We start from the raw sequence: 25,515 nt of genomic DNA, 5'->3' as shown, positions 1-25,515 counted from the left end.
AAGGCCCGTACGGGCGAGCAGATTGGAGACATCACATGGCAAAAGGTAAATTCGAGCGTAACAAGCCTCATGTGAACATTGGCACGATTGGCCATGTCGATCATGGCAAGACGTCGCTGACGGCGGCGATCACGAAGTATTTTGGCGAATACAAGCGCTACGACCAGATCGATGCGGCGCCCGAAGAGAAGGCCCGCGGCATCACCATTTCGACGGCGCACGTCGAATACGAGACGGCAGCGCGCCATTATGCCCATGTCGACTGCCCCGGCCACGCCGACTATGTGAAGAACATGATCACGGGCGCTGCGCAGATGGACGGCGCGATCCTGGTGGTGTCGGCCGCCGACGGCCCGATGCCGCAGACCCGCGAGCACATCCTGCTTGCCCGTCAGGTCGGCGTGCCGTCGATCGTGGTGTTCCTGAACAAGGTCGACCAGGTCGACGATGCCGAGCTGCTCGAACTGGTCGAGCTCGAGGTTCGCGAGCTTCTGTCGAAGAACGAGTTCCCCGGCGACGACATTCCGATCGTCAAGGGTTCGGCGCTGGCTGCTCTGGAAGATTCCAACAAGACCATCGGCGAAGATGCGATCCGCGAGTTGATGGCTGCGGTCGATGCCTATATCCCGACGCCGGTTCGTCCGCTGGACAAGCCGTTCCTGATGCCGATCGAAGACGTGTTCTCGATCTCGGGCCGTGGCACGGTCGTGACCGGCCGCGTCGAGCGCGGCATCGTCAAGGTCGGCGAGGAACTGGAAATCATCGGCATCCGTCCGACGACCAAGACGACCTGCACGGGCGTCGAGATGTTCCGCAAGCTGCTCGATCAGGGCCAGGCCGGCGACAACATCGGCGCGCTGCTGCGCGGCGTTGATCGTGAAGGCGTCGAGCGCGGCCAGGTTCTGGCCAAGCCCGGTACGGTGAAGCCGCACAAGAAGTTCGTGGCCGAAGCCTACATCCTGACCAAGGACGAAGGTGGCCGTCACACGCCGTTCTTCACCAACTACCGTCCGCAGTTCTACTTCCGCACGACCGACGTGACCGGCATCGTGTCGCTGCCGGAAGGCACGGAAATGGTTATGCCCGGCGACAACATCACGGTCGATGTCGAGCTGATCGTGCCGATCGCCATGGAAGAGAAGCTGCGCTTCGCCATCCGTGAAGGCGGCCGTACCGTCGGTGCCGGCATCGTCGTCACCATCAAAGAGTAATTTAGACTTAAACCGATCTGTCGCGGGCGCAGGATTTGCCCGCGCCGCGCCAGAACAAGGAAGTGACGCATGAACGGACAGAATATCCGCATCCGCCTGAAGGCGTTTGATCACCGCGTGCTTGACGCCTCGACGAAAGAAATCGTGTCGACGGCCAAGCGCACCGGAGCAAACGTCCGCGGCCCCATTCCGCTGCCGACGCGGATCGAAAAGTTCACGGTCAACCGGTCGCCTCACGTCGACAAGAAGAGCCGCGAGCAGTTCGAGATGCGCACGCACAAGCGTCTGCTCGACATCGTCGATCCGACCCCGCAGACGGTCGATGCTTTGATGAAGCTCGATCTGGCCGCCGGTGTCGACGTCGAGATCAAGCTCTAAGGGAATGAGAGCGCGGTAAGGGGCGGTGCCCCTGGCCCGGAACTCTAAAGGAATTGAACCGATGCGTTCAGGTGTGATTGCAAAGAAGGTGGGAATGACCCGCATCTATAATGATGCCGGGGAACATGTTCCCGTCACCGTTCTCCAGATGGAGAACTGCCAGGTCGTGGCTCAGCGCACGCAGGAGAAGAACGGCTATACGGCCGTCCAGCTCGGCGTTGGCCTTGCCAAGGTGAAGAACACGTCGAAGGCGATGCGCGGCCATTTCGCGACCGCTTCCGTCGAGCCGAAGGCGAAGGTCGCCGAGTTCCGCGTCTCCGCCGACAACATGATCGATGTCGGCGCCGAGATCACCGTCGAGCACTTCGTCGCCGGCCAGAAGGTCGATGTGACGGGCACGACGATCGGCAAGGGTTTCCAGGGCGTCATCAAGCGCCACCACATGGGTGGTGGCCGCGCGACGCACGGTAACTCGGTTTCGCACCGTACGCACGGTTCGACCGGCCAGCGTCAGGATCCGGGCAAAGTGTTCAAGGGCAAGCATATGGCTGGCCACATGGGCGACACCCGCGTCACCACACAGAATGTCGAGATCGTTTCGACCGACGCCGATCGCGGCCTGATCCTGATCCGCGGTGCGGTTCCCGGATCGAAGGGCGCCTGGATCCTGGTCCGCGATGCGGCCAAGGTGGCACTGCCGGCCAATGCGCCGAAGCCTGCCGCGATCCGCCCGGTTGCTGCAGCTAGCGCTGCCACGAACGAGGCTCCGGCCGCAGAGGGAGCAGAATAATGGATCTCAAGATCACAACGCTTGGCGGCAAGGACGCCGGCAAGGTGAAACTCTCCGAGGAGATTTTCGGCCTTGATCCGCGCGAGGACATCCTGCAGCGCGTCGTGCGCTGGCAGCTGGCCAAGCGCCAGCAGGGCACGCACAAGGCCAAGGGCCGCGCCGAAATCGCGCGCACCGGCGCCAAGATGTACAAGCAGAAGGGTACGGGCCGCGCCCGTCACCATTCGGCACGCGCTCCGCAGTTCCGCGGCGGCGGCAAGGCCCACGGCCCGGTCGTTCGCAGCCACGAGCACGATCTGCCGAAGAAGGTGCGCGCTCTGGGCTTGCGGCATGCTCTCTCGGCCAAGGCCAAGAGCGCGTCGATCATCATCATCGACGAGCTGAAGCTGACCGAGGCCAAGACGAAGGCGCTGATCGCGAATTTCGCGACGCTGGGCCTGACCAACGCCTTGGTGATCGGCGGTGCCGAGCTTGACCAGAACTTCAAGCTGGCGGCGACCAACATCCCGAACATCGACGTGCTGCCCATCCATGGCATCAACGTCTACGACATTCTGCGCCGCGGCACGCTGGTCCTTTCGACGGCCGCCGTCGAGGCTCTCGAGGAGCGCTTTAAATGACCGACCTCCGTCATTACGACGTGATCGTCTCGCCGGCGATCACGGAAAAGTCGACCATGGCTTCCGAGAACAACCAGGTTGTTTTCAACGTCGCCAAGAAGGCGTCGAAGCCGGAAATCAAGGCCGCTGTCGAAGCGCTGTTTGGCGTCAAGGTTACGGCCGTGAACACGCTTGTCCGCAAGGGCAAGATCAAGCGCTTCCGCGGCACGATCGGCCGCCAGAGCGACGTCAAGAAGGCGATTGTGACACTGGCCGACGGCCAGTCGATCGACGTCGCGACGGGTCTCTGAGCTAGGCCGCGAGGACAACAAACATGGCACTTAAAAAATTCAACCCGGTAACGCCGAGCACCCGCCAGCTGGTCATCGTCGACCGCTCGGGCCTCTACAAGGGCAAGCCCGTCAAGGGCCTGACCGAAGGCCTGACCAAGTCGGGCGGCCGCAACAATCACGGCCGCATCACGGCCCGCTTCATCGGCGGCGGTCACAAGCGTTCGTACCGCATCATCGACTTCAAGCGCCGCAAGTTCGACGTCGTCGGCACGGTCGAGCGCATTGAATACGATCCGAACCGCACCGCCTTCATCGCGCTGATCAAGTATGACGATGGCGAGCTGTCCTACATCATCGCTCCGCAGCGCCTTGCCGCCGGCGACAAGATCGTGGCCGGTGAATCGGTCGACGTGAAGCCGGGCAATGCGATGCCGCTGGCCTCGATGCCGGTCGGCACGATCGTCCATAACATCGAGCTGAAGCCGGGCAAGGGCGCCCAGGTTGCCCGCTCGGCAGGTGGCTACGGCCAGCTGGTCGGTCGCGATCAGGGCATGGCGATCCTGCGCCTCAACTCGGGCGAGCAGCGTGTCGTTCACGGCTCCTGCATGGCCACCGTCGGCGCCGTGTCGAACCCCGACCACGGCAACATCAACGACGGCAAGGCCGGCCGCACGGTCTGGCGCGGCAAGCGCCCGCACAATCGCGGCGTGACCATGAACCCGGTCGACCATCCGCATGGCGGTGGCGAAGGCCGCACCTCCGGTGGCCGTCATCCGGTCAGCCCGTGGGGCAAGCCGACCAAGGGCAAGAAGACGCGGTCCAACAAGGCGACCGACAAGTTCATCCTGCGCTCGCGCCATCAGCGCAAGAGCTAAGAAGAGGTAACGCCAAGTGACTCGTTCTATTTGGAAAGGCCCCTTCATCGACGGCTACCTTCTCAAGAAGGTGGACAAGGTTCGTGAAGGTGGTCGCAATGAGGTGATCAAGATGTGGAGCCGTCGCTCCACCATCCTGCCGCAGTTCGTCGGCTTCACCTTCGGTGTCTACAACGGCCAGAAGCATGTTCCCGTCTCGGTGAACGAGGACATGGTCGGTCACAAGTTCGGTGAATTCGCTCCGACCCGGACCTATTACGGTCACGGCGCGGATAAGAAGGCGAAGAGGAAATAATCATGGGCAAGGCCAAAGCTCCGCGCAGGCTTGCTGACAACGAAGCGCGCGCCGTTCTGCGCACGATCCGTATCAGCCCGCAGAAGCTGAACCTGGTTGCCGCGCTGATCCGCGGCAAGAAGGTCGCGACAGCGCTTTCCGATCTCGAATTCTCGGCCAAGCGGATTTCCGGCACGGTCAAGAAGACGCTGGAATCGGCGATCGCCAACGCGGAAAACAACCACGACCTTGACGTCGATGCGCTGATCGTGGCGGAAGCCTATGTCGGCAAGTCGATCGTCATGAAGCGGTTCCATGCTCGTGGCCGCGGTCGCGCCAGCCGTATCGAAAAGCCGTTCTCGCACCTCACGATCGTCGTTCGTGAAGTCGAAGAAAAAGGGGAGGCCGCATAATGGGCCAGAAAGTCAATCCGATCGGTCTGCGCCTCGGCATCAACCGCACCTGGGATTCGCGCTGGTTCGCGAACACCGGCGAGTACGGCAAACTGCTGCATGAGGACATCAAGATCCGCAAATATCTTGAAAAGGAACTCAAGCAGGCTGCGATTTCGAAGGTCGTGATCGAGCGCCCGCACAAGAAGTGCCGCGTCACCATCCATGCGGCGCGCCCGGGCCTGATCATCGGCAAGAAGGGCGCCGACATCGAAAAGCTTCGCAAGAAGCTGATGGAGATGACGAAGTCCGAGACGCACTTGAACATCGTTGAAGTGCGCAAGCCGGAAATCGACGCGACCCTGGTCGCCCAGTCGATCGCCCAGCAGCTCGAGCGTCGTATCGCGTTCCGCCGCGCCATGAAGCGCGCCGTTCAGTCGGCGATGCGCCTGGGCGCCGAAGGCATCCGCATCAACTGCGCCGGCCGTCTCGGCGGCGCCGAGATTGCGCGCATGGAATGGTACCGAGAAGGCCGCGTGCCGCTGCATACGCTGCGCGCCGATGTCGACTACGGCACGGCCGAAGCGCATACGGCTTACGGCATCTGCGGCGTCAAGGTCTGGGTGTTCAAGGGCGAAATCCTCGAGCACGATCCGATGGCTTCGGAGCGTCGCGCGACCGAGGGTGATGCTGCGCATGGCGGTGGTGGCGATCGCGAACGCGGTCGTCGTCGCGAAAACGCCTGATTATTTAGGAATTTGGAGTTAGAACGATGCTGCAGCCAAAGCGCACAAAGTTCCGCAAGCAGTTCAAGGGCCGTATCCATGGTACCGCAAAGGGCGGCACCAACCTGGATTTTGGTGGTTTCGGGCTGAAGGCGCTTGAGCCGAACCGCGTCACCGCGCGTGAGATCGAGGCGGCCCGCCGCGCGATCACTCGTGAGATGAAGCGTGCCGGCCGCGTGTGGATCCGTATTTTCCCTGATGTGCCGGTGACGTCGAAGCCGACCGAAGTGCGCATGGGCAAGGGCAAGGGCGCTGTCGATTACTGGGCGGCGCGCGTCAAGCCGGGCCGCATCATGTTCGAGATCGACGGCGTCAACGAAGAAACCGCCCGTGAGGCGCTGCGTCTCGGCGCGGCCAAGCTCTCGGTCAGGACGCGCTTCGTACAGCGCATCGCAGAATAAGGACGGGCTGATCATGAAAGCCGAAGACATCCGGACGAAGACCCAGGACCAGCTGACCGACGATCTGGCCAGCCTGAAGAAGGAGCAGTTCAACCTGCGCTTCCAGAAGGCCACCGGCCAGCTCGAGAAGACCGCGCGCGTGCGGCAGGTTCGCAAGGACATTGCGCGTATCAAGACCATCGCTGCGGAAAAGTCCGCGGCCAAGAAGGCTTAAGGACGAAAATCATGCCAAAGCGCATTCTGCAGGGCACTGTCGTCAGCGACAAGAACGAGAAGACGGTAGTCGTCAAGGTCGAACGGCGCTTCACGCATCCCGTGATGAAGAAGACCGTGCGCATGACCAAGAAGTACAAGGCGCACGACGAGAACAACGCCCACAAGGTCGGCGATCAGGTGTTCATCCAGGAATCGAAGCCGATTTCCAAGGACAAGCGCTGGATCGTCGTGTCTTCGGACCAGGCGTAACAAACCGAATTTTGGACAGACCGGGGAGGGGCTTTGAGCCCGTCCCGTTAGAAGAGAAGAAGGCGGCCAGTCATGATTCAGATGCAAACAAACCTCGACGTCGCGGATAATTCCGGCGCCCGTCGTGTCATGTGCATCAAGGTGCTGGGCGGCTCGAAGCGGAAATACGCTTCCGTAGGCGACATCATCGTGGTGTCGATCAAGGAAGCCATTCCGCGCGGCCGCGTTAAGAAGGGCGATGTGATGAAGGCGGTCGTGGTTCGCACGGCCAAGGACATCCGCCGCCCGGACGGCAGCGTGATCCGTTTCGACAAGAACGCGGCCGTTCTCGTCGACAACAAGAAAGAGCCGATCGGCACGCGTATCTTCGGACCGGTTCCGCGCGAACTCCGCGCCAAGAACCACATGAAGATCATCTCGCTCGCGCCTGAAGTGCTGTAAGGAGCCGGACCAATGCAAAAGATTAGAAAAGGCGACAAGGTCGTCGTGCTGGCCGGCAAGGACAAGGGCCGTTCGGGCGAAGTCCTCTCGGTTCAGCCGAAGGAAGACACCGCGCTGGTGCGCGGCGTCAACATGATCCGTCGTCACCAGAAGCAGTCCCAGTCCCAAGAGGGCGGGATCATCACCAAGGAAGCGCCGATCCAGCTGTCGAACATCGCGCTCGCCGACCCCAAGGATGGCAAGCCGACCCGCGTCGGCTTCATCTTCCAGAAGGACGGCAAGAAGGTGCGCGTCGCCAAGCGCTCGGGAGAAGTCATCAATGGCTAAGGCTCAAACCACGAAGCCCAAGGCTGAAAGCAAACAGTCCAAGGCCCAGAACACGCCGCGCCTCAAGCAGGTCTACAACGAGACCATCCGCAAGGCGCTGCAGGAGCAGTTCGGCTACGAGAACGAGATGCAGGTTCCGCGCATCGACAAGATCGTGCTGAACATGGGCGTCGGCGAAGCGACCGCGGATTCGAAGAAGCCTTCGATCGCGGCCGAAGACCTGGCGATGATCGCCGGCCAGAAGGCCGTCGTCACCCGCGCCCGTAATTCGATCGCCGGCTTCAAGGTCCGCGAGAAGATGCCGATCGGCGCCAAGGTCACGCTGCGCAAGGAACGCATGTACGAGTTCCTCGACCGTCTCGTGAACATCGCACTGCCGCGCGTCCGCGACTTTCGCGGACTGAATCCGAAGAGCTTCGATGGCCGTGGCAACTACGCCATGGGCATCAAGGAACACATCGTGTTCCCGGAGATCAACTACGACAAGGTTGATCAGATCTGGGGCATGGACGTCATCGTTTGTACGACTGCGAAGACGGACGACGAAGCCAGGGCATTGCTCAAGGCCTTCAACTTCCCCTTCCGCCAGTAACGGCAGCGAGAAAAGGAAAAATCTGAAATGGCAAAGACCAGCTCAGTCGAGAAGAACAACAGGCGCCGCAAGCTTGCCGACCAGTACGGTCCCAAGCGCGCTGCCCTGAAGGCGATCATCATGGATCAGTCCAAGCCGATGGAAGAGCGTTTCCGCGCTCAGCTGAAGCTTGCTGCCCTGCCGCGCAACTCGGCCAAGATCCGCATCCGCAACCGCTGCGAAGTTACCGGCCGTCCGCGCGCCTATTATCGCAAGCTCAAAGTATCGCGCATCGCGCTTCGTGATCTCGGCAATAACGGCCAGATCCCGGGCCTGGTCAAGTCGAGCTGGTAAGGAGGACATAACATGTCATTGAGCGATCCTCTCGGCGATATGCTGACCCGCATCCGCAACGCGTATGGCCGCAAGAAGTCGAGCGTTTCGACGCCGGCCTCGCGCCTGCGTACCCGCGTCCTCGACGTGCTGAAGGCTGAAGGCTATATCCGCGACTACAGCCAGACCGACTTCGACAACGGCAAGTCCGAGATCGAAATCGAGCTGAAGTATTTCGACGGTGCTCCGGTCGTGCGCGAAATCGCCCGCGTCTCGAAGCCGGGCCGCCGCGTTTACGTCTCGGCCAAGTCGATCCCGCACGTCGCCAACGGCCTCGGCATCGCCATCCTTTCGACGCCGAAGGGCGTGATGGCCGACCACGAAGCACGCGAACAGAATGTCGGTGGCGAGATCCTCTGCCAGATCTTCTGATCTGGCAGCTGACCGCAAAGTGGAATCCGGTCTTCGGATCGTTCCCGAAGACAGAGACCTGAAACAAGAGAAGTGACGAGGACAACCAAATGTCTCGTATTGGAAAGAAACCCGTTTCGCTGCCGCAGGGCGTGACCGCGACCGTCAACGGCCAGACCGTGACGGCGAAGGGCCCCAAGGGCGAGCTGAAGTTCGTGGTGAACGACGAAGTGCTGGTCAAGATGGAAGGCAGCGAAATCGCTGTCCAGCCGCGCGACCAGACCAAGACCGCCCGCTCCAAGTGGGGCATGTCGCGCACGCAGATCGTCAACATCCTGCAGGGCGTCAAGGACGGTTTCGAGAAGAAGCTCGAGATCACCGGCGTCGGCTATCGCGCGGCACTCCAGGGCAAGAACCTGCAGCTGGCACTTGGCTTCAGCCATGATGTCGTCTACCAGACGCCGGCTGGCATCACGATCACTGTGCCGAAGCCGACGGAAATCACCGTGACCGGCATCGACAAGCAGCAGGTCGGCCAGGTTGCCGCCGAGATTCGCGAGTATCGCGGTCCCGAGCCCTACAAGGGCAAGGGTGTCCGCTATGCCGGCGAGAAGATCGTCCGCAAGGAAGGCAAGAAGAAGTAGTAGGCCTGGCCCCGAAAAGTTGCAGACTTTTCGGAAAAGGCCAAGCCAAAGAACTGCAACGCCGCGGGGAGCGGTCGCGGGAGGCGCTTTCGCCTACCGCACATGGCGGCCCCCCGTTTTTTGAAGGCAAGGAAGACTATCATGGCTACCAAGGAATCCATCCAGCGCCGCGCGCAGCGCGTTCGCCGTCAGATCAAGAAGGTCGCCGGCGAGCGCCCGCGTCTCTCGGTTCACCGCACGTCGAAGAACATCTACGTGCAGGTCATCGACGACGCCAAGGGCCATACCATCGCGGCTGCATCGACACTCGAGAAGGACCTCAAGGGTTCGCTCAAGACCGGCGCCGACACCGAGGCAGCAGCCGCTGTTGGCAAGCTGATCGCCGAGCGTGCTTCGAAGGCCGGCGTCAAGGAAGTCGTCTTCGACCGCGGCGCCTATATCTATCACGGCCGCGTCAAGGCGCTGGCCGAGGCTGCCCGTGAAGGCGGTCTGAGCTTCTAATTGCCTGATCCCGAACCGAAGGTCAGCGCAGCAAAAAGTTGCAGACTTTTCGGACAAGATCATGCAAGGAAAAATAATTCGCCCCCGGTGACCCAAAGAGGCGCACCGGATCTTATCAGCAACCGTGCTTCCGGAAAAAAACAAGGAACAGGATATGGCACAGGAACGTAGGGATGGCGGCCGCGGCCGCGATCGTGAAGAACGCGATGACGGCATGGTGGACAAGCTCGTCCACATCAACCGTGTCGCCAAGGTCGTCAAGGGCGGCCGTCGCTTCGGTTTTGCAGCACTCGTCGTCGTCGGCGACCAGAAGGGCCGCGTCGGCTTCGGTCACGGCAAGGCGCGCGAAGTGCCGGAAGCGATCCGCAAGGCAACCGAGTCGGCCAAGCGCGACATGATTTTCGTGCCGCTGCGCTCGGGCCGCACGCTGCACCACGACGTCGAAGGACGCTGGGGTGCCGGACGCGTGCTGCTGCGCGCTGCCAAGCAGGGTACCGGCATCATCGCCGGCGGCCCGATGCGCGCTGTCTTCGAGACGCTCGGCATGCACGACGTGGTCGCCAAGTCGATGGGTTCGTCGAACCCCTACAACATGGTTCGCGCCACGTTCGACGCGCTGAAGAGCCAGATGCATCCCAAGGATGTGGCTGCTGCGCGCGGCATCAAATATTCGACCCTTCAGGCCCGCCGCGGCACCGCCGTTGCGGCTGAAGAATAGTCGATCTGACCAGGGATTTTGACCATGGCCAAGAAAGCAACCAAGACCATCACCGTTGAGCAGATCGGTTCGCCGATCCGCCGCCCGAAGGAACAGCGCGCAACGCTGGTCGGCCTCGGCCTCAACAAGATGCACAAGCAGCGCACGCTGGAGGACACTCCCTCGGTGCGCGGCATGATCGCTGCCGTCCAGCATCTCGTCCGCGTCGTGGACGAGGGCTGAGCAAAAGCGCAGGAGAACCCAGATGAAACTCAACGATCTGCGTGACAAGGACGGCGCGACGCACTCCAAGAAGCGTCTCGGCCGTGGCATCGGCTCCGGCTCGGGCAAGACCGGCGGTCGCGGCGTCAAGGGCCAGAAGGCGCGCTCCGGCGTTGCCATCAACGGCTTCGAGGGCGGCCAGATGCCGCTCTATCGGCGCCTGCCGAAGCGTGGCTTCAATAACATCTTCGCCAAGAGCTTTGTCGTCGTTTCGCTGGCTCGTATCCAGACCGCGCTCGATGCCAAGAAGCTTGACGCCAAGGCGACCGTGACGGCCGAGGCACTCGTTGCCGCCGGCGTTATTCGCCGCGTCAAGGACGGCGTGCGCATCCTCTCGGACGGCGAGCTCAAGGCAAAGCTTGTCTTCGACGTCGCCGGCGCCTCCAAGGCCGCGATCGAGAAGATCGAAAAGGCCGGCGGTTCGGTCAAGCTGCCGGAAGCGGCAGCGGAGTAACGGCAATTTGAAGTGCGGCCGGCAGGAACGGTATCCGTTTTTGTTCACGATTGCGCTTTGATCCGATCAATTAGGCGGCCGCGTCAACGCGGCCGCTTGCATGTTTAGAGCCCGGAGCTTATCTCGTGAGCTTCGGTGCCACGCGCCGCCTGAGCTGCGGGCATCGAGCGTGACATACAAATCAAAGAAGTAGCGCATGACGTTGTCCGAAAACCGCTTCACACTTTTCGGCATCATGCTCTAGCGGAGAATCAGGCATGGCTTCGGCTGCTGAACAACTAGCCTCGAATCTGAATTTTGCGGCTTTCGCCAAGGCGGAGGACCTGAAGAAGCGAATCTGGTTCACCGTCGGCGCGCTGCTCGTCTATCGCCTCGGCACCTATATCCCGCTGCCCGGCATCAATCCGGATGCATTCGCGCAGGCCTTCTCTTCGCAGGCCAAGGGCGTGCTCGGCATGTTCAACATGTTCGCCGGCGGCGCCGTGCAGCGCATGGCGATCTTCGCGCTCGGCATCATGCCTTACATCTCAGCCTCCATCATCATGCAGCTGATGACCTCGGTCATTCCGTCGCTGGAGGCGCTGAAAAAGGAAGGCGAGCAGGGCCGCAAGGTCATCAACCAGTACACGCGCTACGGCACGGTACTCCTGGCGCTGGTGCAGGCCTACGGCATTTCGGTGGGCCTGGAAGGCGGCAACGGCATCGTCAACGATCCCGGCATGTTCTTCCGCATCTCGACCGTCGTCACGCTGGTTGGCGGCACCATGTTCCTGATGTGGCTGGGCGAGCAGATCACCGCCCGCGGCATCGGCAACGGCATTTCGCTGATCATCTTCTCCGGCATCGTCGCCGGCCTGCCGCGCGCCATCTCCGGCACGCTGGAGCTCGGCCGCACCGGCGCTCTATCGACCGGGCTGATACTCGCGATCATCGTGCTGGCCATAATCGTCATCGCGCTGATCGTGTTCTTCGAGCGCGCGCAGCGCCGCCTGCTGATCCAGTATCCGAAGCGCCAGGTCGGCAACCGCATGTTCCAGGGCGATACCTCGCATCTGCCGCTGAAGCTCAACACGTCGGGCGTCATTCCGCCGATCTTCGCGTCGTCGCTGCTTTTGCTGCCGGCAACGGTCGCTGGCTTCTCGCAGACGACAAACCTGCCGGCCTGGGCAAGCACCGTGCTCGCTTCGCTCGGCCACGGCCAGCCGCTCTACATGCTGTTCTATGCGGCAATGATCGTGTTCTTCGCCTTCTTCTACACGGCCATCGTGTTCAATCCGAAGGACACCGCCGACCAGCTCAAGAAGCATTCCGGCTTCATTCCGGGCTACCGTCCGGGTGAGCGCACCGCCGATTACATCGACTATGTCCTGACGCGCATCACCGTCGTCGGCGCCATCTATCTGGTGCTGGTGTGCCTGCTGCCCGAGTTCCTGATTTCGGCAACTGGCGTACCATTCTACCTCGGTGGCACATCGCTTCTGATCGTGGTCAGTGTAACCCTCGATACGGTGGCGCAGATCCAGGGTCACCTGATCGCGCACCAGTATGAGGGCCTGATCAAGAAGTCGAAGCTGCGCGGGGGGAAGAAGGCCAGATGAGATTGATATTGCTTGGGCCGCCAGGAGCGGGCAAGGGGACGCAAGCACAAAGACTGGTAGAAAAATACGGCATACCGCAGCTGTCGACGGGCGACATGCTGCGGGCCGCCGTACAGGCCGGCACTGAAGTCGGCAAGCGCGCCAAGGCGGTGATGGATGCCGGCGAGCTGGTTTCCGACGCCATTGTCAACGCGATCGTGGCCGAGCGCATCGACCAACCCGATTGCACCAGCGGTTTCATCCTCGACGGATATCCGCGCACGCTGGTGCAGGCTGATGCGGTTGAATCGATGCTCGCCGAGCGCGGCATTGGCCTCGATGCCGTGATCGAGTTCGTCGTCGACGACAAAGCGTTGGTCGGCCGCATCGTCAAGCGCGCCGACGACGCCAAGGCCGCCGGACAGCCGGTGCGCAAGGACGACAATCCGGTGGTGTTCGAAGAGCGCCTGCGGGAATATTACAAGAAGACGGCGCCGCTGATCGGCTATTATTACGCCAAACGCTCGCTTAGGAGTGTCGACGGCATGGCTCCTGTCGACACCGTGACGGCGGAGATTGAAGCGCTGCTCGCGGCGGTGACGCGGGAGACCGTTACGGTAAAGTAAAGATTGCGCTTGACTGGAACGGTTCGCTGGGTTATGGCGGCCCGTCTTCCTATCAGGCATGAGGCTTGCTTGTCCGCAAGGGCAAGGCAGCCGCATTGAAACTAGGGAACTCCCGCAAGGGCCGGCCTCCACCGGACGCGGGGTAATTTGAACAGCGCCGCGCATGCCTTGTTTTGAAGGCCGGCCGGTCCCACATGGAGAAGAGAAGAATATGGCTCGTATAGCCGGCGTCAACATTCCGACCAACAAGCGCGTCGTCATTGCGCTTCAGTACATTCACGGCATTGGCAAGAAGTTCGCCCAGGAGATCGTCGACAAGGTCGGCATCCCGGCCGAGCGCCGCGTCAACCAGTTGACCGACGCGGAAGTGCTGCAGATCCGCGAGACCATCGACCGCGACTACCAGGTCGAAGGCGACCTGCGCCGCGAAGTGTCGATGAACATCAAGCGTCTCATGGACCTCGGCTGCTACCGCGGTCTGCGTCACCGCCGTTCGCTGCCGGTTCGCGGCCAGCGCACGCACACCAATGCACGCACCCGCAAGGGCCCGGCCAAGTCGATCGCCGGCAAGAAGAAGTAAGTGAGCGAATAGCGAGTAGCCATTAGCGAGTAGGGGTCCCTATTCGCTGGTCCCTATTCACTACTCGCTTTCAAAGGTGGAGCCGCTGGCATTACGGCGGTGTAGAGATCAACTGAAAGGACTATCATGGCCAAGGAAGCCGCTCGTGTTCGCCGTCGCGAACGCAAGAACATCTCGTCGGGCGTTGCCCACGTCAATTCGACCTTCAACAACACGATGATCACCATCACCGACGCGCAGGGCAATTCCATTGCCTGGTCGTCGGCCGGTGCCCAGGGCTTCAAGGGTTCGCGCAAGTCGACCCCGTTCGCCGCCCAGATGGCTGCCGAAGACGTCGCCAAGAAGGCCCAGGAACACGGCATGCGCATGCTCGAAGTCGAGGTCTGCGGACCCGGCTCCGGTCGTGAATCGGCGCTTCGCGCCCTGCAGGCGGCCGGCTTCACCATCACTTCGATCCGTGATGTGACGCCGATCCCGCACAATGGCTGCCGCCCGCGTAAGAAGCGCCGCGTCTAAGACATTACCGAACGCCGCGTGAGCGCCTCAAGGCGCTCCTCCACGGCACTCCAGGTCGCCCGCCACGATTGGATGGTGGCGGGTCAACGGAAGGAAAGCATCATGATCCAGAAAAATTGGCAGGAACTGATCAAGCCGAACAAGATCGAGTTCTCGTCGAAGAAGAAGACGCTGACCACGCTGGTCGCCGAGCCGCTCGAGCGTGGCTTCGGCCTGACGCTCGGCAACGCGCTGCGCCGCGTGCTTTTGTCTTCGCTGCGCGGTGCGGCTGTCACCGCCGTGCAGATCGACGGCGTTCTGCATGAATTCTCGTCGATTGCCGGCGTGCGTGAGGACGTGACCGACATCGTCCTCAACATCAAGGAAATCGCCATCCGCATGGAAGGCGATGGTCCCAAGCGCATGGTCGTTCGCAAGCAGGGCCCGGGTGCGGTTCTGGCTGGCGACATCCAGACGGTTGGCGACGTCGAGATCCTCAACCCCGACCACGTCATCTGCACGCTGGACGAGGGCGCTGAAATCCGTATGGAATTCACAGTCGACACCGGCAAGGGTTACGTGCCGGCAGACCGCAACCGCGCCGAAGACGCGCCGATCGGCCTGATCCCGGTCGACAGCCTGTATTCGCCGGTCAAGAAGGTCTCCTACAAGGTCGAGAACACCCGCGAGGGCCAGGTTCTCGACTATGACAAGCTGACCATGACCATCGAGACCGACGGTTCGATCTCGGGCGAGGACGCGGTGGCTTTCGCTGCCCGCATCCTGCAGGACCAGCTTGGCCTGTTCGTCAATTTCGACGAGCCGCAGAAGGAAGTCGCCACCGAGGCCGTCACCGAGCTCGCCTTCAACCCGGCGCTGCTCAAGAAGGTGGACGAGCTCGAGCTTTCGGTGCGTTCGGCCAACTGCCTGAAGAACGACAACATCGTCTACATCGGCGATCTCATCCAGAAGACCGAAGCCGAGATGCTGCGCACCCCGAACTTCGGCCGCAAGTCGCTGAACGAGATCAAGGAAGTGCTCGCGGCGATGGGCCTGCACCTCGGCATGGAAGTGCCGGACTGGCCGCCGGAAAACATCGAAGACCTCGCCAAGCGTTACGAAGACCAATATTGAGCATGAATTTCCAAGGATCGGCGGCGTGAGCCGCTCGATCCGACGGTCATGCGGAAAACCATCAGAGGCCACGGCCTCTTGAACAACTGAAGAAGGAAAAGAGCCATGCGCCACGGTTTTAAAGGCCGCCGCTTCGCCCGAAGCATTAGCCATCGCAAGTCGATGTTCGCCAACCTCGCCGTGTCGCTGCTCGAGCACGAACAGATCGTCACCACCCTGCCGAAGGCGAAGGATCTGCGTCCGATCGTCGAGAAGCTGGTGACGCTCGGCAAGCGCGGCGACCTGCATGCGCGCCGCCAGGTGATTGCCCAGATCGGCAATGAAGGCGTCGTCAAGCGTCTGTTCGACACGATCGCGCCGCGCTACGCCACCCGCAATGGCGGCTATCTGCGCATCATGAAGGCGGGCTTCCGCCACGGCGACAATGCCGCCATGGCGGTCATCGAGTTCGTCGACCGCGACACCTCGGCCAAGGGCGCCGGCGACCGCGCCCGCATCGAGGCCGAAGGCACCGACGAGGAAGCCGCTGCCGCATAAGGCTCGGTTTTTCAGGAATGACTTCAAGGGGCCTTCGGGCCCCTTTTTTGCATTGTCGCGAGGGCATGCTTCGCGAGGCTTTTTTGCCTGCCGGCCAAGTGCTTTTGCACGACAATCGCCGCATTTCAGTGCATTAGCCTTTCATTCTGCACAATCGTCGGGACAATGCCCCCGAACTTGCCTTGGAGGATTCGCGAATGCGCGCCAACCGACTGTCTCTTGTTCTGCTCTTCGCCATGATGGCGTTCGCAGCCGCGCCGACAGTCAGGCAGGCGCTGGCCGAGGACGCCGCCAAGCCAGCCGATCCGGGGCTCTCCGATGTGCTGACCGACCTCTTGCATGGCGTCGAGGGCGAGAACGGCACCTCCGGTCCCGACAAACGCGTGCCGTTCGGCCGCGAGGAGGTGCAGCTTTCGTTCGCGCCGCTGGTCAAGCAGACGGCGCCGGCGGTGGTCAATGTCTATGCCTCACAGACGGCCAAGGTCACGTCGCCCTTTGACGGCGACCCGTTCTTCGAGGAATTTTTTGGCCGCGCACAGCCGCGCGCGCAATCCTCGCTCGGCTCGGGTGTGCTGGTTGACCCGAGCGGCGTCGTCGTCACCAATTTCCACGTGATCAAGGATGCTGACGAGGTCAAGGTCGCGACCGCCGACGGGCGCGAATTCACCTCGAAGGTCATGCTCAAGGACGAGACGCTTGACCTCGCCGTGCTCAAGATCACCTCCGACAAGCCGTTCCCGGTGATTGCCATCGGCGATTCCGACGCGCTCGAGGTCGGCGACCTGGTGCTGGCCATCGGCAATCCGTTCGGCGTCGGCCAGACCACCACCAGCGGCATCGTGTCGGCGCTTGCCCGCAGCCATATCGGCGTTTCGGATTCGGGCTACTTCATCCAGACCGACGCCGCCATCAATCCCGGCAATTCCGGCGGCGCGCTGATCAACATGGGCGGCCAGCTGGTCGGCATCAACACCGCCATCTACAGCCGCAGCGGCGGCTCGATCGGCATCGGCTTTGCCATCCCCGCCAACATGGTGCGCGCCTTCGCCGACGCGGCCAAGGCCGGGCTCGATTTCTTCGAGCGGCCCTATATAGGCGCCGAGTTCGAAGCGGTCACACCGCAGATCGCTGAATCGCTTGGCATGGAGAAGCCGACCGGCGCGCTGGTGTCGTCGGTTGAGGAAGCCGGACCGGCGGCCAAGGCAGGGCTGAAGCCCGGCGATGTCGTGCTGCAGCTCAATGGCACGACGGTCGAAGGCATCGAGGCGCTGGATTACCGCATGGCGACCCTGTCGATCGGCACCAAGGCGACCTTCGCCATCCTGAGCAAGGGCCAGCAGGCGACGATGGAGATTGCACTGGAGCGCGCGCCGGAAGGCGCCAAGGCGTCGGAAGTGACCCTGCATGGCCGCAGCCCGTTCTCCGGCGCCAAGGTCGCGGAACTGTCGCCCAGGCTCGCCCAGCGGCTCGGCCTGCGCACCGACCTCAAGGGGGTAACCGTGGTCGACATCAACCGCGATTCGCCGGCCGCCGATTTCGGCTTCCAGCCGGGCGACATCGTGCGCGAGGTGAACGGCACGACGGTCGATACGGCGGCGACACTGGCGCAGCTTGCCCAGCAGGATACACGCTGGTGGCGCTTTACCGTCGAGCGCGGCGGGCAGATACTGCGCCAGGTGTTGCGTTACTGAGGCGATCTTCCCATTTCTGAGGATCGTGCTCCAACCAGAAGACCTAGATGGCCGATCTGTTCAGCGTCGATGAACCGGAAAGAGCGCCGCCCGGCCGGCCTTTGGCCGATCGGCTGCGTCCGAAAAACCTCGGCGAGGTTGTCGGCCAGGAGCATTTGACCGGGCCGGACGGCGCGCTGACGCGGTTGATCAACTCCGGTTCGCTCGGCTCGATGATTTTCTGGGGGCCACCCGGCACCGGCAAGACCACGGTGGCGCGGCTGCTGGCCGGCGAGACCAGCCTTGCCTTCGAGCAGATCTCAGCGGTGTTTTCCGGCGTTGCCGATTTGAAGAAAGTGTTCGAGGCGGCAAAGCTGCGTCGCACCAATGGCCGCCAGACGCTGCTGTTCGTCGACGAGATCCATCGCTTCAACCGCGCCCAGCAGGATTCGTTTCTCCCGGTCATGGAGGACGGCACCGTCGTGCTGGTTGGCGCCACGACCGAAAATCCGTCCTTCGAGCTGAACGCCGCGCTTCTGTCGCGCGCGCGGGTGCTGGTGTTTCACTCGCTGGGCGAGGACAGCATTGCCAAGCTGATGACGCGCGCGGAGGAGACGGAGGGCAGGGCGCTGCCGCTCGACGACGAGGCGCGGGCGATGCTCATCCGCATGAGCGATGGCGACGGCCGGGCCTCGCTGACGCTGGCCGAGGAAGTCTGGCGCGCCGCCAAACCCGGCGAGGTTTTCGATCCCGAAGGGCTGCAGCGCATCGTCCAGCGCCGCGCGCCGATCTATGACAAGGGCCAGGACGGTCACTACAATCTGATCTCGGCGCTGCACAAATCGGTGCGTGGGTCCGACCCGGACGCGGCGCTTTATTATCTTGCCCGCATGTTCGACGCCGGCGAGGATCCGCTCTATCTCGGCCGCCGGCTGGTGCGCATGGCGATGGAGGATATCGGGCTGGCCGACCCGCAGGCGCTGGTTATCGCCAACGCCGCCAAGGACGCCTACGACTATCTCGGCTCGCCCGAAGGCGAACTGGCCTTCGCCGAGGCCACCGTCTATCTCGCCACCGCGCCCAAATCCAACGCCGTCTATACAGCCTTCAAGGCAGCCACGCGGGCGGCGAAGGAGTTCGGTTCGCTGCTGCCGCCCAAGCACATCCTCAACGCGCCGACCAAGCTGATGAAAGAGGAGGATTACGGCGCCGGCTACCGCTACGATCACGACCAGCCCGATGCTTTTTCCGGCCAGGACTATTTCCCCGAAAAGATGGGCCGGCAGACCTTTTATGATCCGCCCGAACGCGGCTTCGAGCGCGATATCAAGAAACGGCTGGACTATTGGGCAAAGCTGCGCAGCGAGCGGGAAAAATAGGTGCGCGGGACAAACGGGACGAACTCGGCCTGCCCGCGATGAACTGAAATTCTGTCCCCGCCAGTCACAGCAGTGTGATTGTACCGCATGACAAAAAGCCCTATCACGTCGCATGACTCGGCCGGGAGGCTGCCAGGACGGGCGATAATTCGGAACGGGGACAGCGCGCCGCGCGAACAGAAATGACAAAATCCCTTCGCAAAACGCTTCGCCAGGCTGTGATTGCTGTCCCGCTGCTCGCGCTCGGCTTCTATTTCATTCCGATCCTGACCACGATCTGGATCGTCTGCGGCCTGATCGATGTGCTGCGCAACGCCAGCAAGGATCTGTCGCTGTTGCGCGGCTATTTCCTCGGCAATGGCATCTTCACCTGGCTGCTGTCGCCCTTCAATCTGCTGGTGGACCTCGTTTGCTACCGCAACCCGGGTGTGTGGAAGCTGGAGCAGTTTCCTGCCGATTATCAGCGCGAGGTCAACGAGGTTCTTGACGTCTTCAAGGCGCGCAAGGACGAGATCATCGCCGATATCGACGCCAATTTCGGCACCGGTCGTCGCGGCATGTATGTCTATCAGTGGTACGGCAAGCACCGGATCGACAATGTTGCGGAATTCAACAAGGATTTCAAATACATCAAGACCATTGCCGTGTCTGTCTTCAGAGGCAAGGAATCGACTTCCTGGCATTTCGGACCGCTGCGGCTCAGCCTGCGCATCCTCTACAATCTCTTGCCGGTGAAGGCAGAGGTTTTCGTCGAATGCAACGGCGCCAGGAATTACTGGCACGACAACCCGCTCTATATTTTCGACGACACGCTGCTGCACCGCTCGGTCAACGAGTATGATGGGCGCCGCTACTGCGTGTTCATGGACATCATCCGCCCGTCGCCGTTCCCCGGTTTCATCGCCGGACTTCTGGCCATCGTTTCGGTCACCGTCGAGCGCATCAATTCCATGTTCTACAAGAACTGGAAGATGATCGGCTCGAGCAAGGCAAAGAAGGTCGAGACGACCTGAGGCGTTAGCCTGAAGGGATTGACCGCACTGCCTTGGCCGGGCAGTAAACGGGCATGTTCAATCTGCTTCTTGTTGTGGTCGGCGGCGGCATCGGCGCCGGCATCCGCCACCTGACCAACATCGGCGCCTTGCGCCTCGTCGGCCCCAACTACCCCTGGGGGACGATGGCGATCAACATCCTCGGCTCCTTTGTTATGGGGCTGTTCGTCGCCGCGCTGATGCGGCGCGGCGGTTCCAATGAGCTCCGGCTGTTCGTCGCCACGGGCATCCTTGGCGGCTTCACCACCTTCTCCGCCTTTTCGCTCGATTTCGCGACCCTGTGGGAGCGCGGAGCGACGCTGACGGCGTTGGGATATGCGCTTGCCAGCGTCGTTGGCGCCATTATCGCCCTGTTTCTGGGACTTTGGCTCGCAAGAACCGTTTCATAGTGTTATTGCCCCGACCTGGAGCACGCCGCATCCTCTGGACGCGCTGCAGAAACTTTGATCTTGCGCATGATCCTTTCCGAAAGCCGGAGTAGATTTTCGGGGTCACGCGTTAGAAACGGATAAAGCGAAAATCATGGCAGGCGTAGAACAGATCACGGTGGAGGCCGGCGAGGCGGGCATGCGGCTCGATCGCTGGTTCAAGACCCATTTCCCCGGCCTCGGCTTTGGCCATCTGCAGAAGTTGCTGCGCTCGGGCCAGATCCGCGTCGATGGCGGCCGGGTCAAGGCCGACAGCCGTGTCGAGCCCGGCCAGGTGGTGCGTGTGCCGCCGCTCGAGGTCGACAAGAAGGGCGAGAGTGCGCTTACGGGTTACTCGATCCGCAACCAGGGCGACGCCGATGTGCTGGCCAAGATGCTGATCCACGAAGATCCAAAAGTCTTCGTCTTCAACAAGCCGGCCGGCCTGGCGGTGCAAGGCGGCTCGGGCGTCACCCGCAATGTCGACGACATGCTGGAGGCCTGGCGCAGCCAGAAGGGCGAGAAGCCGCGCCTGGTGCACCGGCTCGACCGCGACACGTCGGGCGTGTTGGTGGTTGCCCGCACCAGGCTTGCGGCGATGAAGCTTTCCGAGTCATTCCGGGCGCGCGAGACCAAGAAGACCTATTGGGCGCTGGTCAAGGGCGTCCCGCCCAAGCGTGAGGACAAGATCTCGACCTGGCTGATCAAGGAGCCGACCGAGGACGGCGACCGCGTGCGCGTGGCAGCCCATGGCGAAAAGGGCGCCGACCACGCCGTGTCCTACTATCGCATCATCGAGCAGGCGGCTCAGACGATGACCTGGCTGGAAATGGAGCCGTACACTGGCCGCACCCACCAGCTGCGCGTTCATGCCGCCTATATCGGCTGCCCGATCCTCGGCGACCCCAAATATTTCGAGGCCGACACCAACTGGGACTTTCCGGGCGGCATTCAGAACCGCCTGCATCTGCATGCGCGCCGCATCGTCATTCCGCACCCGGACAAGGGCGTCATCGACGTCACCGCGCCGATGCCGCCGCATATGCGCCAGAGCTGGAACCTGATCGGCTTCGACGACGCCAGCGCGGAGGACTGACATTGGCCGTCGCCTCGGCATTGGATCGCCGCGATGCGGTCGATCTGGCGGCTGCTTCCATCATGGTCGGGCTGACCTTTTCCTGGGGGCTGAACTACGTCGCCGCCAAGATCTCCTATGCCGGCTTCGATCCGGTTTTCGTCTCGATCGCACGTTCGATCATCGGCGGGCTCTGTGTGCTCGGCTGGTGCTGGCTGCGCGGCATCAGGCTGTTTAAGGCCGACGGGTCGCTTGTCGCCGGCATCATCGTCGGCGTGCTGTTCGGCGTCGAGTTCCTGTGCCTCTATATCGGGCTGGAATACACGACCGTTGCCCGCAACACACTGCTGGTCAACACCATGCCGTTCTGGGTCCTGATCGGCGGCCATTTCCTGCTCGGTGAGCGTATCAACGCGCGCAAGCTTGGCGGGCTCGTGCTTGCCTTCTGTGGCCTGGTGGCGGTGTTTTCCGACGGGATTGCCGGCGGCACCGACGTGACCTTGATGGGCGATCTGCTCAGCCTCGGCTCGGGCATCCTGTGGGCGGCGACCAGCATCGTCATCAAGCGTTCGAAACTGGTCGAGACCAGTGCCGAGAAATTGCTGCTTTATCAGCTGGCCGGTGCGGCCATTGTCGGTGTCCTGGTTCTGCCTTTCGCCGGCCCGCCGATCCGCGCGGTCAGTGCCTTGCCGACATTGGCGCTGCTGTTCCAGTCGCTCTATATAGTTGCCTTCACCTATGTGCTGTGGTTCTGGCTGCTCCGGCGCTATCCGGCATCGGGCCTGTCGAGCTTCGCCTTCCTGTCGCCGGTGTTCGGCGTCCTCTGCGGCGCTATCATTCTTGGCGAGGCGCCAACGACCAGGATCTTTGTGGCGCTTGGGCTGATCGCAGTCGGCCTGATCATCGTCAACCGGCCGGCGCGCAAGCAGGTACCTGGATAGAAAGTTCGACCATGCGTGACATCCTCAACGACCTCGAAGCGGGAAAGCATCTGTCCGATCCGGATCCGGTCCGCCGCGCCCAGATCCAGATGAAGACGCACCTGCCGAAGCGCTTCTACAAGGACGTGTCGGTCGTAGCTGTGGAGGACGGTTTTGCCGTCCACCTCGATGGCAAGCTGGTGCGCACGCCGGGCAAGGCGCTGCTGGCGCTGCCGACCGAAAAGGCCGCCGCCCTGGTCGCCAATGAGTTCGCTGCACAGGGCGAGACCATCGACCCGGTCACGATGCCGGTGCTGCGTCTGGTCAACACCGCCATCGACGGCGTCGCCAGCGACCCGCAGGCGGTGCTGGAGGACGTCTTGCGCTTCGCCTCGTCCGATCTGACCTGCTACCGCGCCGACGCGCCGCAGGGGCTGGTCGAGCGGCAGAACCAGCATTGGGATCCGGTGATCGACTGGGCGAGGGCGACATTAGGGGCTCGGTTCAACCTCGCCGAGGGCATCATCCATGTCGAGCAGCCGCGCGAAAGCCTCGCCGTCCTCGGCGCCCATCTTGCCCAGCGTGCCGAGCCGCTGCGGCTGGCTGCAATCCATGTCATGACTTCGCTGACCGGGTCGGCGCTGCTGGCGCTGGCGGTCGATTACGGCGCGCTCGACGGCGACGCGGCCTGGGCCGCCGGCCATGTCGACGAGGACTGGCAGGTCGAGCACTGGGGCCAGGACGCCGAGGCTGTCGCACGCCGCTCGGCCCGCAAACGCGACATGATGGCGGCCGTCGGCCTGCTCGACGCGCTGAAGACCTGATCCTCGGCCTTTTGCCGCACTGCACCTAATACCAAAGTCATAAATCCAAGGTCTGTCTGCCTCCGGCGGTCGCTTTCTGTCATTTTTTACGCCGATGGCTGGTTCGAGTCGCGTTCAGAGGGAACGCCGACGATGACGCCCAGCCTCGAGGACAGACGGGATTTCACGGGAGGACAGTTCAATGGCATTGGCATCGACCGCCGGCGGAGCCAGCCGCGGCATGACACGAGAGGAGAAGAAGGTCATCTTCGCCTCCTCGCTGGGCGCGGTTTTCGAATGGTATGATTTCTATCTCTACGGAGCGTTGGCCGGCGCGATCGGCTTGACCTTCTTCAACTCGTTTCCCGAAAGCACCCGCTACATCTTCACGCTGCTGGTCTTCGCCGCCGGCTTCATCGTGCGCCCGTTCGGCGCGCTGGTGTTCGGCCGCATCGGCGATCTCGTCGGCCGCAAATACACATTCCTTGTCACCATCATGATCATGGGTCTGTCGACTTTCCTTGTCGGCCTGCTTCCGGGCTCAGAGACACTGGGCATTCTGGCGCCGATCCTGTTGATCGCGCTGCGCATGCTGCAGGGCCTGGCGCTTGGCGGCGAGTACGGCGGCGCCGCGACCTATGTCGCGGAACATGCGCCGGACGACCGTCGCGGCTTCTACACGTCATGGATCCAGACGACGGCGACGCTCGGCCTGTTCCTGTCGCTGATTGTCATCCTGCTGGTGCAGAATTCTGTAAGCAAGGACGCCTTCAACGCCTGGGGATGGCGCATTCCTTTCCTGGTCTCGGCCATCCTGCTCGGCATTTCGGTCTGGATCCGGCTGTCGCTTTCGGAATCGCCGACCTTCCTGCGCATGAAGGAAGAGGGCAAGAGTTCCAAGGCGCCGCTGTCGGAAGCCTTCGGCCAGTGGAAAAACGCCAAGATCGCCATCCTGGCGCTGTTCGGCCTCACCGCCGGTCAGGCCGTGGTCTGGTACAATGGTCAGTTCTACGCACTGTTCTTCCTGGCCAATGTGCTCAAGGTCGACGCGCAGTCGGTGAACATCATGATCGCCATTGCGCTGGCACTCGGTACGGGCTTCTTCGTCTTCTTCGGCTGGCTGTCCGACAAGATCGGCCGCAAGCCGATCATCATGGCCGGCCTTGCGCTGGCGGTCGTCACCACCTTCCCGCTGTTCAAGGCGTTGACCTGGGCCGCCAATCCGGCGCTCGCCACCGCACAGCAGAACACGCGCGCCACGGTGACGGCGGCTCCGGGAGACTGCAACTTCCAGTTCAACCCGACCGGCACGCGCGTACCGGTCAGTTCGTGCGATATCGCGACCGACTTCCTTGCCAAGAACTCGGTGCCTTACGACATCGTCTCTACCGCGGCGGCGGGGACCCCGGCGAGTGTCATGATCGGCAGCGAAACTGTGGCGTCTTATGATGCCAAGGCCGCGGGCGACAAGAAGGCTGCAAGCGACGCTGCCTTCAAGAAGGGTATCAACCTCGCGCTTCAGGGTGGCGGTTACCCGTTGAAGCGCGCTGCCGCCAAGGTTGCCGACCAGAAGCTCGACGCCTTTGTCGCGGCCAATCCTGAACTGAAGCTCGATGCGGCAGCCATCCGCGCCGGCGAAAAGACCGCGGTCCCGACCGAACAGGCCATCAAGGACAAGGTGCTGACCAAGGATGAGGCCGCGGGCGCCACCGAGGTGACCGTGTACAGCGTTCCGGCAGCGGGCGCGTTCGCGATGTTTGCCGACCCCGCACAGGTCAACTGGGCAAAGGTCATCGGCATCCTGTTCATCCTGGTCCTCTACGTGACCATGGTCTACGGGCCGATCGCGGCGATCCTGGTCGAGATGTTCCCGACACGCATCCGCTACAGCGGCATGTCACTGCCCTATCACATCGGCAATGGCTGGTTCGGCGGCCTGCTGCCCGCGATCGTGTTCGCGTTCAGCGCCTACAAGGGCGATATCTATTACGGCCTTTGGTATCCGGTGGTGATCGCGGCGGTGACGCTGATCATCGGCATGATCTTCGTCAGGGATACGCTCGGCACCGACCTGCATACCAAGCAGTAGCCGACGGCTCTGTATCAAACAAAAAACCCGGCGCGAGCGATCGCGCC

The 25,515-nt window shown here is 62.3% G+C and carries 36 protein-coding genes; all 36 read left to right on the top strand.

The window, feature by feature from the left end; all coding sequences use genetic code 11:
- Positions 1-35 precede the first annotated feature (35 nt).
- The 36 genes from tuf to ACYG9V_RS20725 all read left to right on the top strand — a co-directional run bounded on the left by tuf (position 36) and on the right by ACYG9V_RS20725 (position 25,468).
- The gene (gene tuf / locus ACYG9V_RS20900) at positions 36-1,211 is read left to right on the top strand and encodes an elongation factor Tu (RefSeq protein WP_023723394.1); all 1,176 of its coding nucleotides are present in this window, start codon (positions 36-38) and stop codon (positions 1,209-1,211) included.
- Positions 1,212-1,280: 69 nt separating this feature from the next.
- Complete coding sequence (gene rpsJ, locus ACYG9V_RS20895; RefSeq protein WP_010909272.1) at positions 1,281-1,589, top strand: 30S ribosomal protein S10; 309 nt, start codon at positions 1,281-1,283, stop codon at positions 1,587-1,589.
- Between the two features lie 61 nt (positions 1,590-1,650).
- Positions 1,651-2,379: a 50S ribosomal protein L3 gene (gene rplC / locus ACYG9V_RS20890; RefSeq protein WP_023691244.1), complete on the top strand. Its 729-nt coding sequence runs from the start codon at positions 1,651-1,653 to the stop codon at positions 2,377-2,379.
- Positions 2,379-2,999 carry a 50S ribosomal protein L4 gene (rplD, locus tag ACYG9V_RS20885; protein WP_352763312.1) on the top strand — a complete coding sequence of 207 codons (621 nt, stop codon included), beginning with the start codon at positions 2,379-2,381 and terminating at the stop codon, positions 2,997-2,999. Before rplC ends, rplD begins: the two co-directional genes overlap by 1 nt.
- Positions 2,996-3,289: a 50S ribosomal protein L23 gene (locus tag ACYG9V_RS20880; protein ID WP_023672751.1), complete on the top strand. Its 294-nt coding sequence runs from the start codon at positions 2,996-2,998 to the stop codon at positions 3,287-3,289. The genes rplD and ACYG9V_RS20880 overlap by 4 nt, the downstream gene beginning before the upstream one ends.
- A 23-nt stretch (positions 3,290-3,312) precedes the next feature.
- Complete coding sequence (gene rplB / locus ACYG9V_RS20875) at positions 3,313-4,146, top strand: 50S ribosomal protein L2 (RefSeq protein WP_023706515.1); 834 nt, start codon at positions 3,313-3,315, stop codon at positions 4,144-4,146.
- Positions 4,147-4,162: 16 nt separating this feature from the next.
- Positions 4,163-4,441 carry a 30S ribosomal protein S19 gene (gene rpsS / locus ACYG9V_RS20870; RefSeq protein ID WP_006205463.1) on the top strand — a complete coding sequence of 93 codons (279 nt, stop codon included), beginning with the start codon at positions 4,163-4,165 and terminating at the stop codon, positions 4,439-4,441.
- A 2-nt stretch (positions 4,442-4,443) separates the two neighbouring features.
- The gene (gene rplV / locus ACYG9V_RS20865) at positions 4,444-4,833 is read left to right on the top strand and encodes a 50S ribosomal protein L22 (RefSeq protein ID WP_006205462.1); all 390 of its coding nucleotides are present in this window, start codon (positions 4,444-4,446) and stop codon (positions 4,831-4,833) included.
- Entirely contained in the window at positions 4,833-5,558 is a 726-nt protein-coding gene (gene rpsC / locus ACYG9V_RS20860) for a 30S ribosomal protein S3 (protein WP_023672753.1), read from the top strand. Before rplV ends, rpsC begins: the two co-directional genes overlap by 1 nt.
- A gap of 26 nt (positions 5,559-5,584) precedes the next feature.
- On the top strand, positions 5,585-5,998 hold the full coding sequence (gene rplP, locus ACYG9V_RS20855) for a 50S ribosomal protein L16 (protein WP_006205460.1): 414 nt from the start codon (positions 5,585-5,587) through the stop codon (positions 5,996-5,998).
- A gap of 13 nt (positions 5,999-6,011) precedes the next feature.
- Positions 6,012-6,212, top strand: a complete 201-nt coding sequence (gene rpmC, locus ACYG9V_RS20850) for a 50S ribosomal protein L29 (RefSeq protein ID WP_006205459.1) — start codon at positions 6,012-6,014, stop codon at positions 6,210-6,212.
- Between the two features lie 11 nt (positions 6,213-6,223).
- Positions 6,224-6,463, top strand: coding sequence for a 30S ribosomal protein S17 (rpsQ, locus tag ACYG9V_RS20845; RefSeq protein WP_010909280.1), 240 nt, complete (start codon positions 6,224-6,226; stop codon positions 6,461-6,463).
- A gap of 72 nt (positions 6,464-6,535) precedes the next feature.
- Positions 6,536-6,904 (top strand): 50S ribosomal protein L14, encoded by a 369-nt coding sequence (gene rplN / locus ACYG9V_RS20840; protein ID WP_006205457.1) that lies wholly within the window; start codon positions 6,536-6,538, stop codon positions 6,902-6,904.
- Positions 6,905-6,916: 12 nt separating this feature from the next.
- On the top strand, positions 6,917-7,231 hold the full coding sequence (rplX, locus tag ACYG9V_RS20835; protein WP_013531428.1) for a 50S ribosomal protein L24: 315 nt from the start codon (positions 6,917-6,919) through the stop codon (positions 7,229-7,231).
- The gene (gene rplE, locus ACYG9V_RS20830; protein WP_023672755.1) at positions 7,224-7,823 is read left to right on the top strand and encodes a 50S ribosomal protein L5; all 600 of its coding nucleotides are present in this window, start codon (positions 7,224-7,226) and stop codon (positions 7,821-7,823) included. Before rplX ends, rplE begins: the two co-directional genes overlap by 8 nt.
- Before the next feature lie 27 nt (positions 7,824-7,850).
- On the top strand, positions 7,851-8,156 hold the full coding sequence (rpsN, locus tag ACYG9V_RS20825; RefSeq protein WP_010909282.1) for a 30S ribosomal protein S14: 306 nt from the start codon (positions 7,851-7,853) through the stop codon (positions 8,154-8,156).
- Between the two features lie 12 nt (positions 8,157-8,168).
- On the top strand, positions 8,169-8,567 hold the full coding sequence (gene rpsH, locus ACYG9V_RS20820; RefSeq protein WP_006205453.1) for a 30S ribosomal protein S8: 399 nt from the start codon (positions 8,169-8,171) through the stop codon (positions 8,565-8,567).
- 89 nt (positions 8,568-8,656) lie between these two features.
- A complete protein-coding gene (gene rplF, locus ACYG9V_RS20815; RefSeq protein WP_023691246.1) occupies positions 8,657-9,190 on the top strand; it encodes a 50S ribosomal protein L6 in 534 nt (177 codons plus the stop codon).
- Positions 9,191-9,331: 141 nt separating this feature from the next.
- Positions 9,332-9,691, top strand: a complete 360-nt coding sequence (rplR, locus tag ACYG9V_RS20810; RefSeq protein WP_023682602.1) for a 50S ribosomal protein L18 — start codon at positions 9,332-9,334, stop codon at positions 9,689-9,691.
- Between the two features lie 154 nt (positions 9,692-9,845).
- Positions 9,846-10,409, top strand: coding sequence for a 30S ribosomal protein S5 (rpsE, locus tag ACYG9V_RS20805; protein ID WP_006333394.1), 564 nt, complete (start codon positions 9,846-9,848; stop codon positions 10,407-10,409).
- A gap of 24 nt (positions 10,410-10,433) precedes the next feature.
- Positions 10,434-10,631 carry a 50S ribosomal protein L30 gene (gene rpmD, locus ACYG9V_RS20800; protein ID WP_006205449.1) on the top strand — a complete coding sequence of 66 codons (198 nt, stop codon included), beginning with the start codon at positions 10,434-10,436 and terminating at the stop codon, positions 10,629-10,631.
- A gap of 22 nt (positions 10,632-10,653) precedes the next feature.
- Complete coding sequence (gene rplO / locus ACYG9V_RS20795) at positions 10,654-11,124, top strand: 50S ribosomal protein L15 (RefSeq protein WP_023682601.1); 471 nt, start codon at positions 10,654-10,656, stop codon at positions 11,122-11,124.
- Positions 11,125-11,381: 257 nt separating this feature from the next.
- On the top strand, positions 11,382-12,722 hold the full coding sequence (secY, locus tag ACYG9V_RS20790) for a preprotein translocase subunit SecY (protein ID WP_023672761.1): 1,341 nt from the start codon (positions 11,382-11,384) through the stop codon (positions 12,720-12,722).
- On the top strand, positions 12,719-13,327 hold the full coding sequence (locus ACYG9V_RS20785) for an adenylate kinase (protein WP_023682600.1): 609 nt from the start codon (positions 12,719-12,721) through the stop codon (positions 13,325-13,327). Before secY ends, ACYG9V_RS20785 begins: the two co-directional genes overlap by 4 nt.
- A gap of 211 nt (positions 13,328-13,538) precedes the next feature.
- Positions 13,539-13,907, top strand: coding sequence for a 30S ribosomal protein S13 (gene rpsM, locus ACYG9V_RS20780; RefSeq protein ID WP_006205445.1), 369 nt, complete (start codon positions 13,539-13,541; stop codon positions 13,905-13,907).
- A 126-nt stretch (positions 13,908-14,033) separates the two neighbouring features.
- Positions 14,034-14,423 carry a 30S ribosomal protein S11 gene (rpsK, locus tag ACYG9V_RS20775; protein ID WP_006205444.1) on the top strand — a complete coding sequence of 130 codons (390 nt, stop codon included), beginning with the start codon at positions 14,034-14,036 and terminating at the stop codon, positions 14,421-14,423.
- Positions 14,424-14,525: 102 nt separating this feature from the next.
- Entirely contained in the window at positions 14,526-15,536 is a 1,011-nt protein-coding gene (locus ACYG9V_RS20770; RefSeq protein WP_023682599.1) for a DNA-directed RNA polymerase subunit alpha, read from the top strand.
- Between the two features lie 105 nt (positions 15,537-15,641).
- Positions 15,642-16,073: a 50S ribosomal protein L17 gene (gene rplQ / locus ACYG9V_RS20765; RefSeq protein ID WP_023682598.1), complete on the top strand. Its 432-nt coding sequence runs from the start codon at positions 15,642-15,644 to the stop codon at positions 16,071-16,073.
- Positions 16,074-16,270: 197 nt separating this feature from the next.
- Positions 16,271-17,764, top strand: coding sequence for a DegQ family serine endoprotease (locus ACYG9V_RS20760; RefSeq protein ID WP_023688416.1), 1,494 nt, complete (start codon positions 16,271-16,273; stop codon positions 17,762-17,764).
- A gap of 47 nt (positions 17,765-17,811) precedes the next feature.
- Complete coding sequence (locus tag ACYG9V_RS20755) at positions 17,812-19,122, top strand: replication-associated recombination protein A (protein WP_023682595.1); 1,311 nt, start codon at positions 17,812-17,814, stop codon at positions 19,120-19,122.
- Between the two features lie 182 nt (positions 19,123-19,304).
- Positions 19,305-20,135 (top strand): aspartyl/asparaginyl beta-hydroxylase domain-containing protein, encoded by an 831-nt coding sequence (locus ACYG9V_RS20750; protein ID WP_023682594.1) that lies wholly within the window; start codon positions 19,305-19,307, stop codon positions 20,133-20,135.
- Between the two features lie 53 nt (positions 20,136-20,188).
- Positions 20,189-20,563: a fluoride efflux transporter CrcB gene (gene crcB, locus ACYG9V_RS20745; RefSeq protein WP_023682593.1), complete on the top strand. Its 375-nt coding sequence runs from the start codon at positions 20,189-20,191 to the stop codon at positions 20,561-20,563.
- 133 nt (positions 20,564-20,696) lie between these two features.
- Positions 20,697-21,677, top strand: a complete 981-nt coding sequence (locus ACYG9V_RS20740) for an RluA family pseudouridine synthase (RefSeq protein ID WP_023672769.1) — start codon at positions 20,697-20,699, stop codon at positions 21,675-21,677.
- A gap of 62 nt (positions 21,678-21,739) precedes the next feature.
- Positions 21,740-22,597, top strand: coding sequence for a DMT family transporter (locus ACYG9V_RS20735; RefSeq protein ID WP_081727411.1), 858 nt, complete (start codon positions 21,740-21,742; stop codon positions 22,595-22,597).
- Positions 22,598-22,608: 11 nt separating this feature from the next.
- Positions 22,609-23,400 carry an ATP12 family chaperone protein gene (locus tag ACYG9V_RS20730; RefSeq protein ID WP_352763315.1) on the top strand — a complete coding sequence of 264 codons (792 nt, stop codon included), beginning with the start codon at positions 22,609-22,611 and terminating at the stop codon, positions 23,398-23,400.
- 181 nt (positions 23,401-23,581) lie between these two features.
- Positions 23,582-25,468 carry an MFS transporter gene (locus tag ACYG9V_RS20725; RefSeq protein ID WP_023682590.1) on the top strand — a complete coding sequence of 629 codons (1,887 nt, stop codon included), beginning with the start codon at positions 23,582-23,584 and terminating at the stop codon, positions 25,466-25,468.
- Positions 25,469-25,515: the final 47 nt, after the last annotated feature.

This window comes from Mesorhizobium sp. W016, from assembly GCF_054719485.1.
The sequence above is the reverse complement of the archived record's forward strand: the minus strand, read 5'-3'. Positions and strand labels throughout refer to the sequence as shown.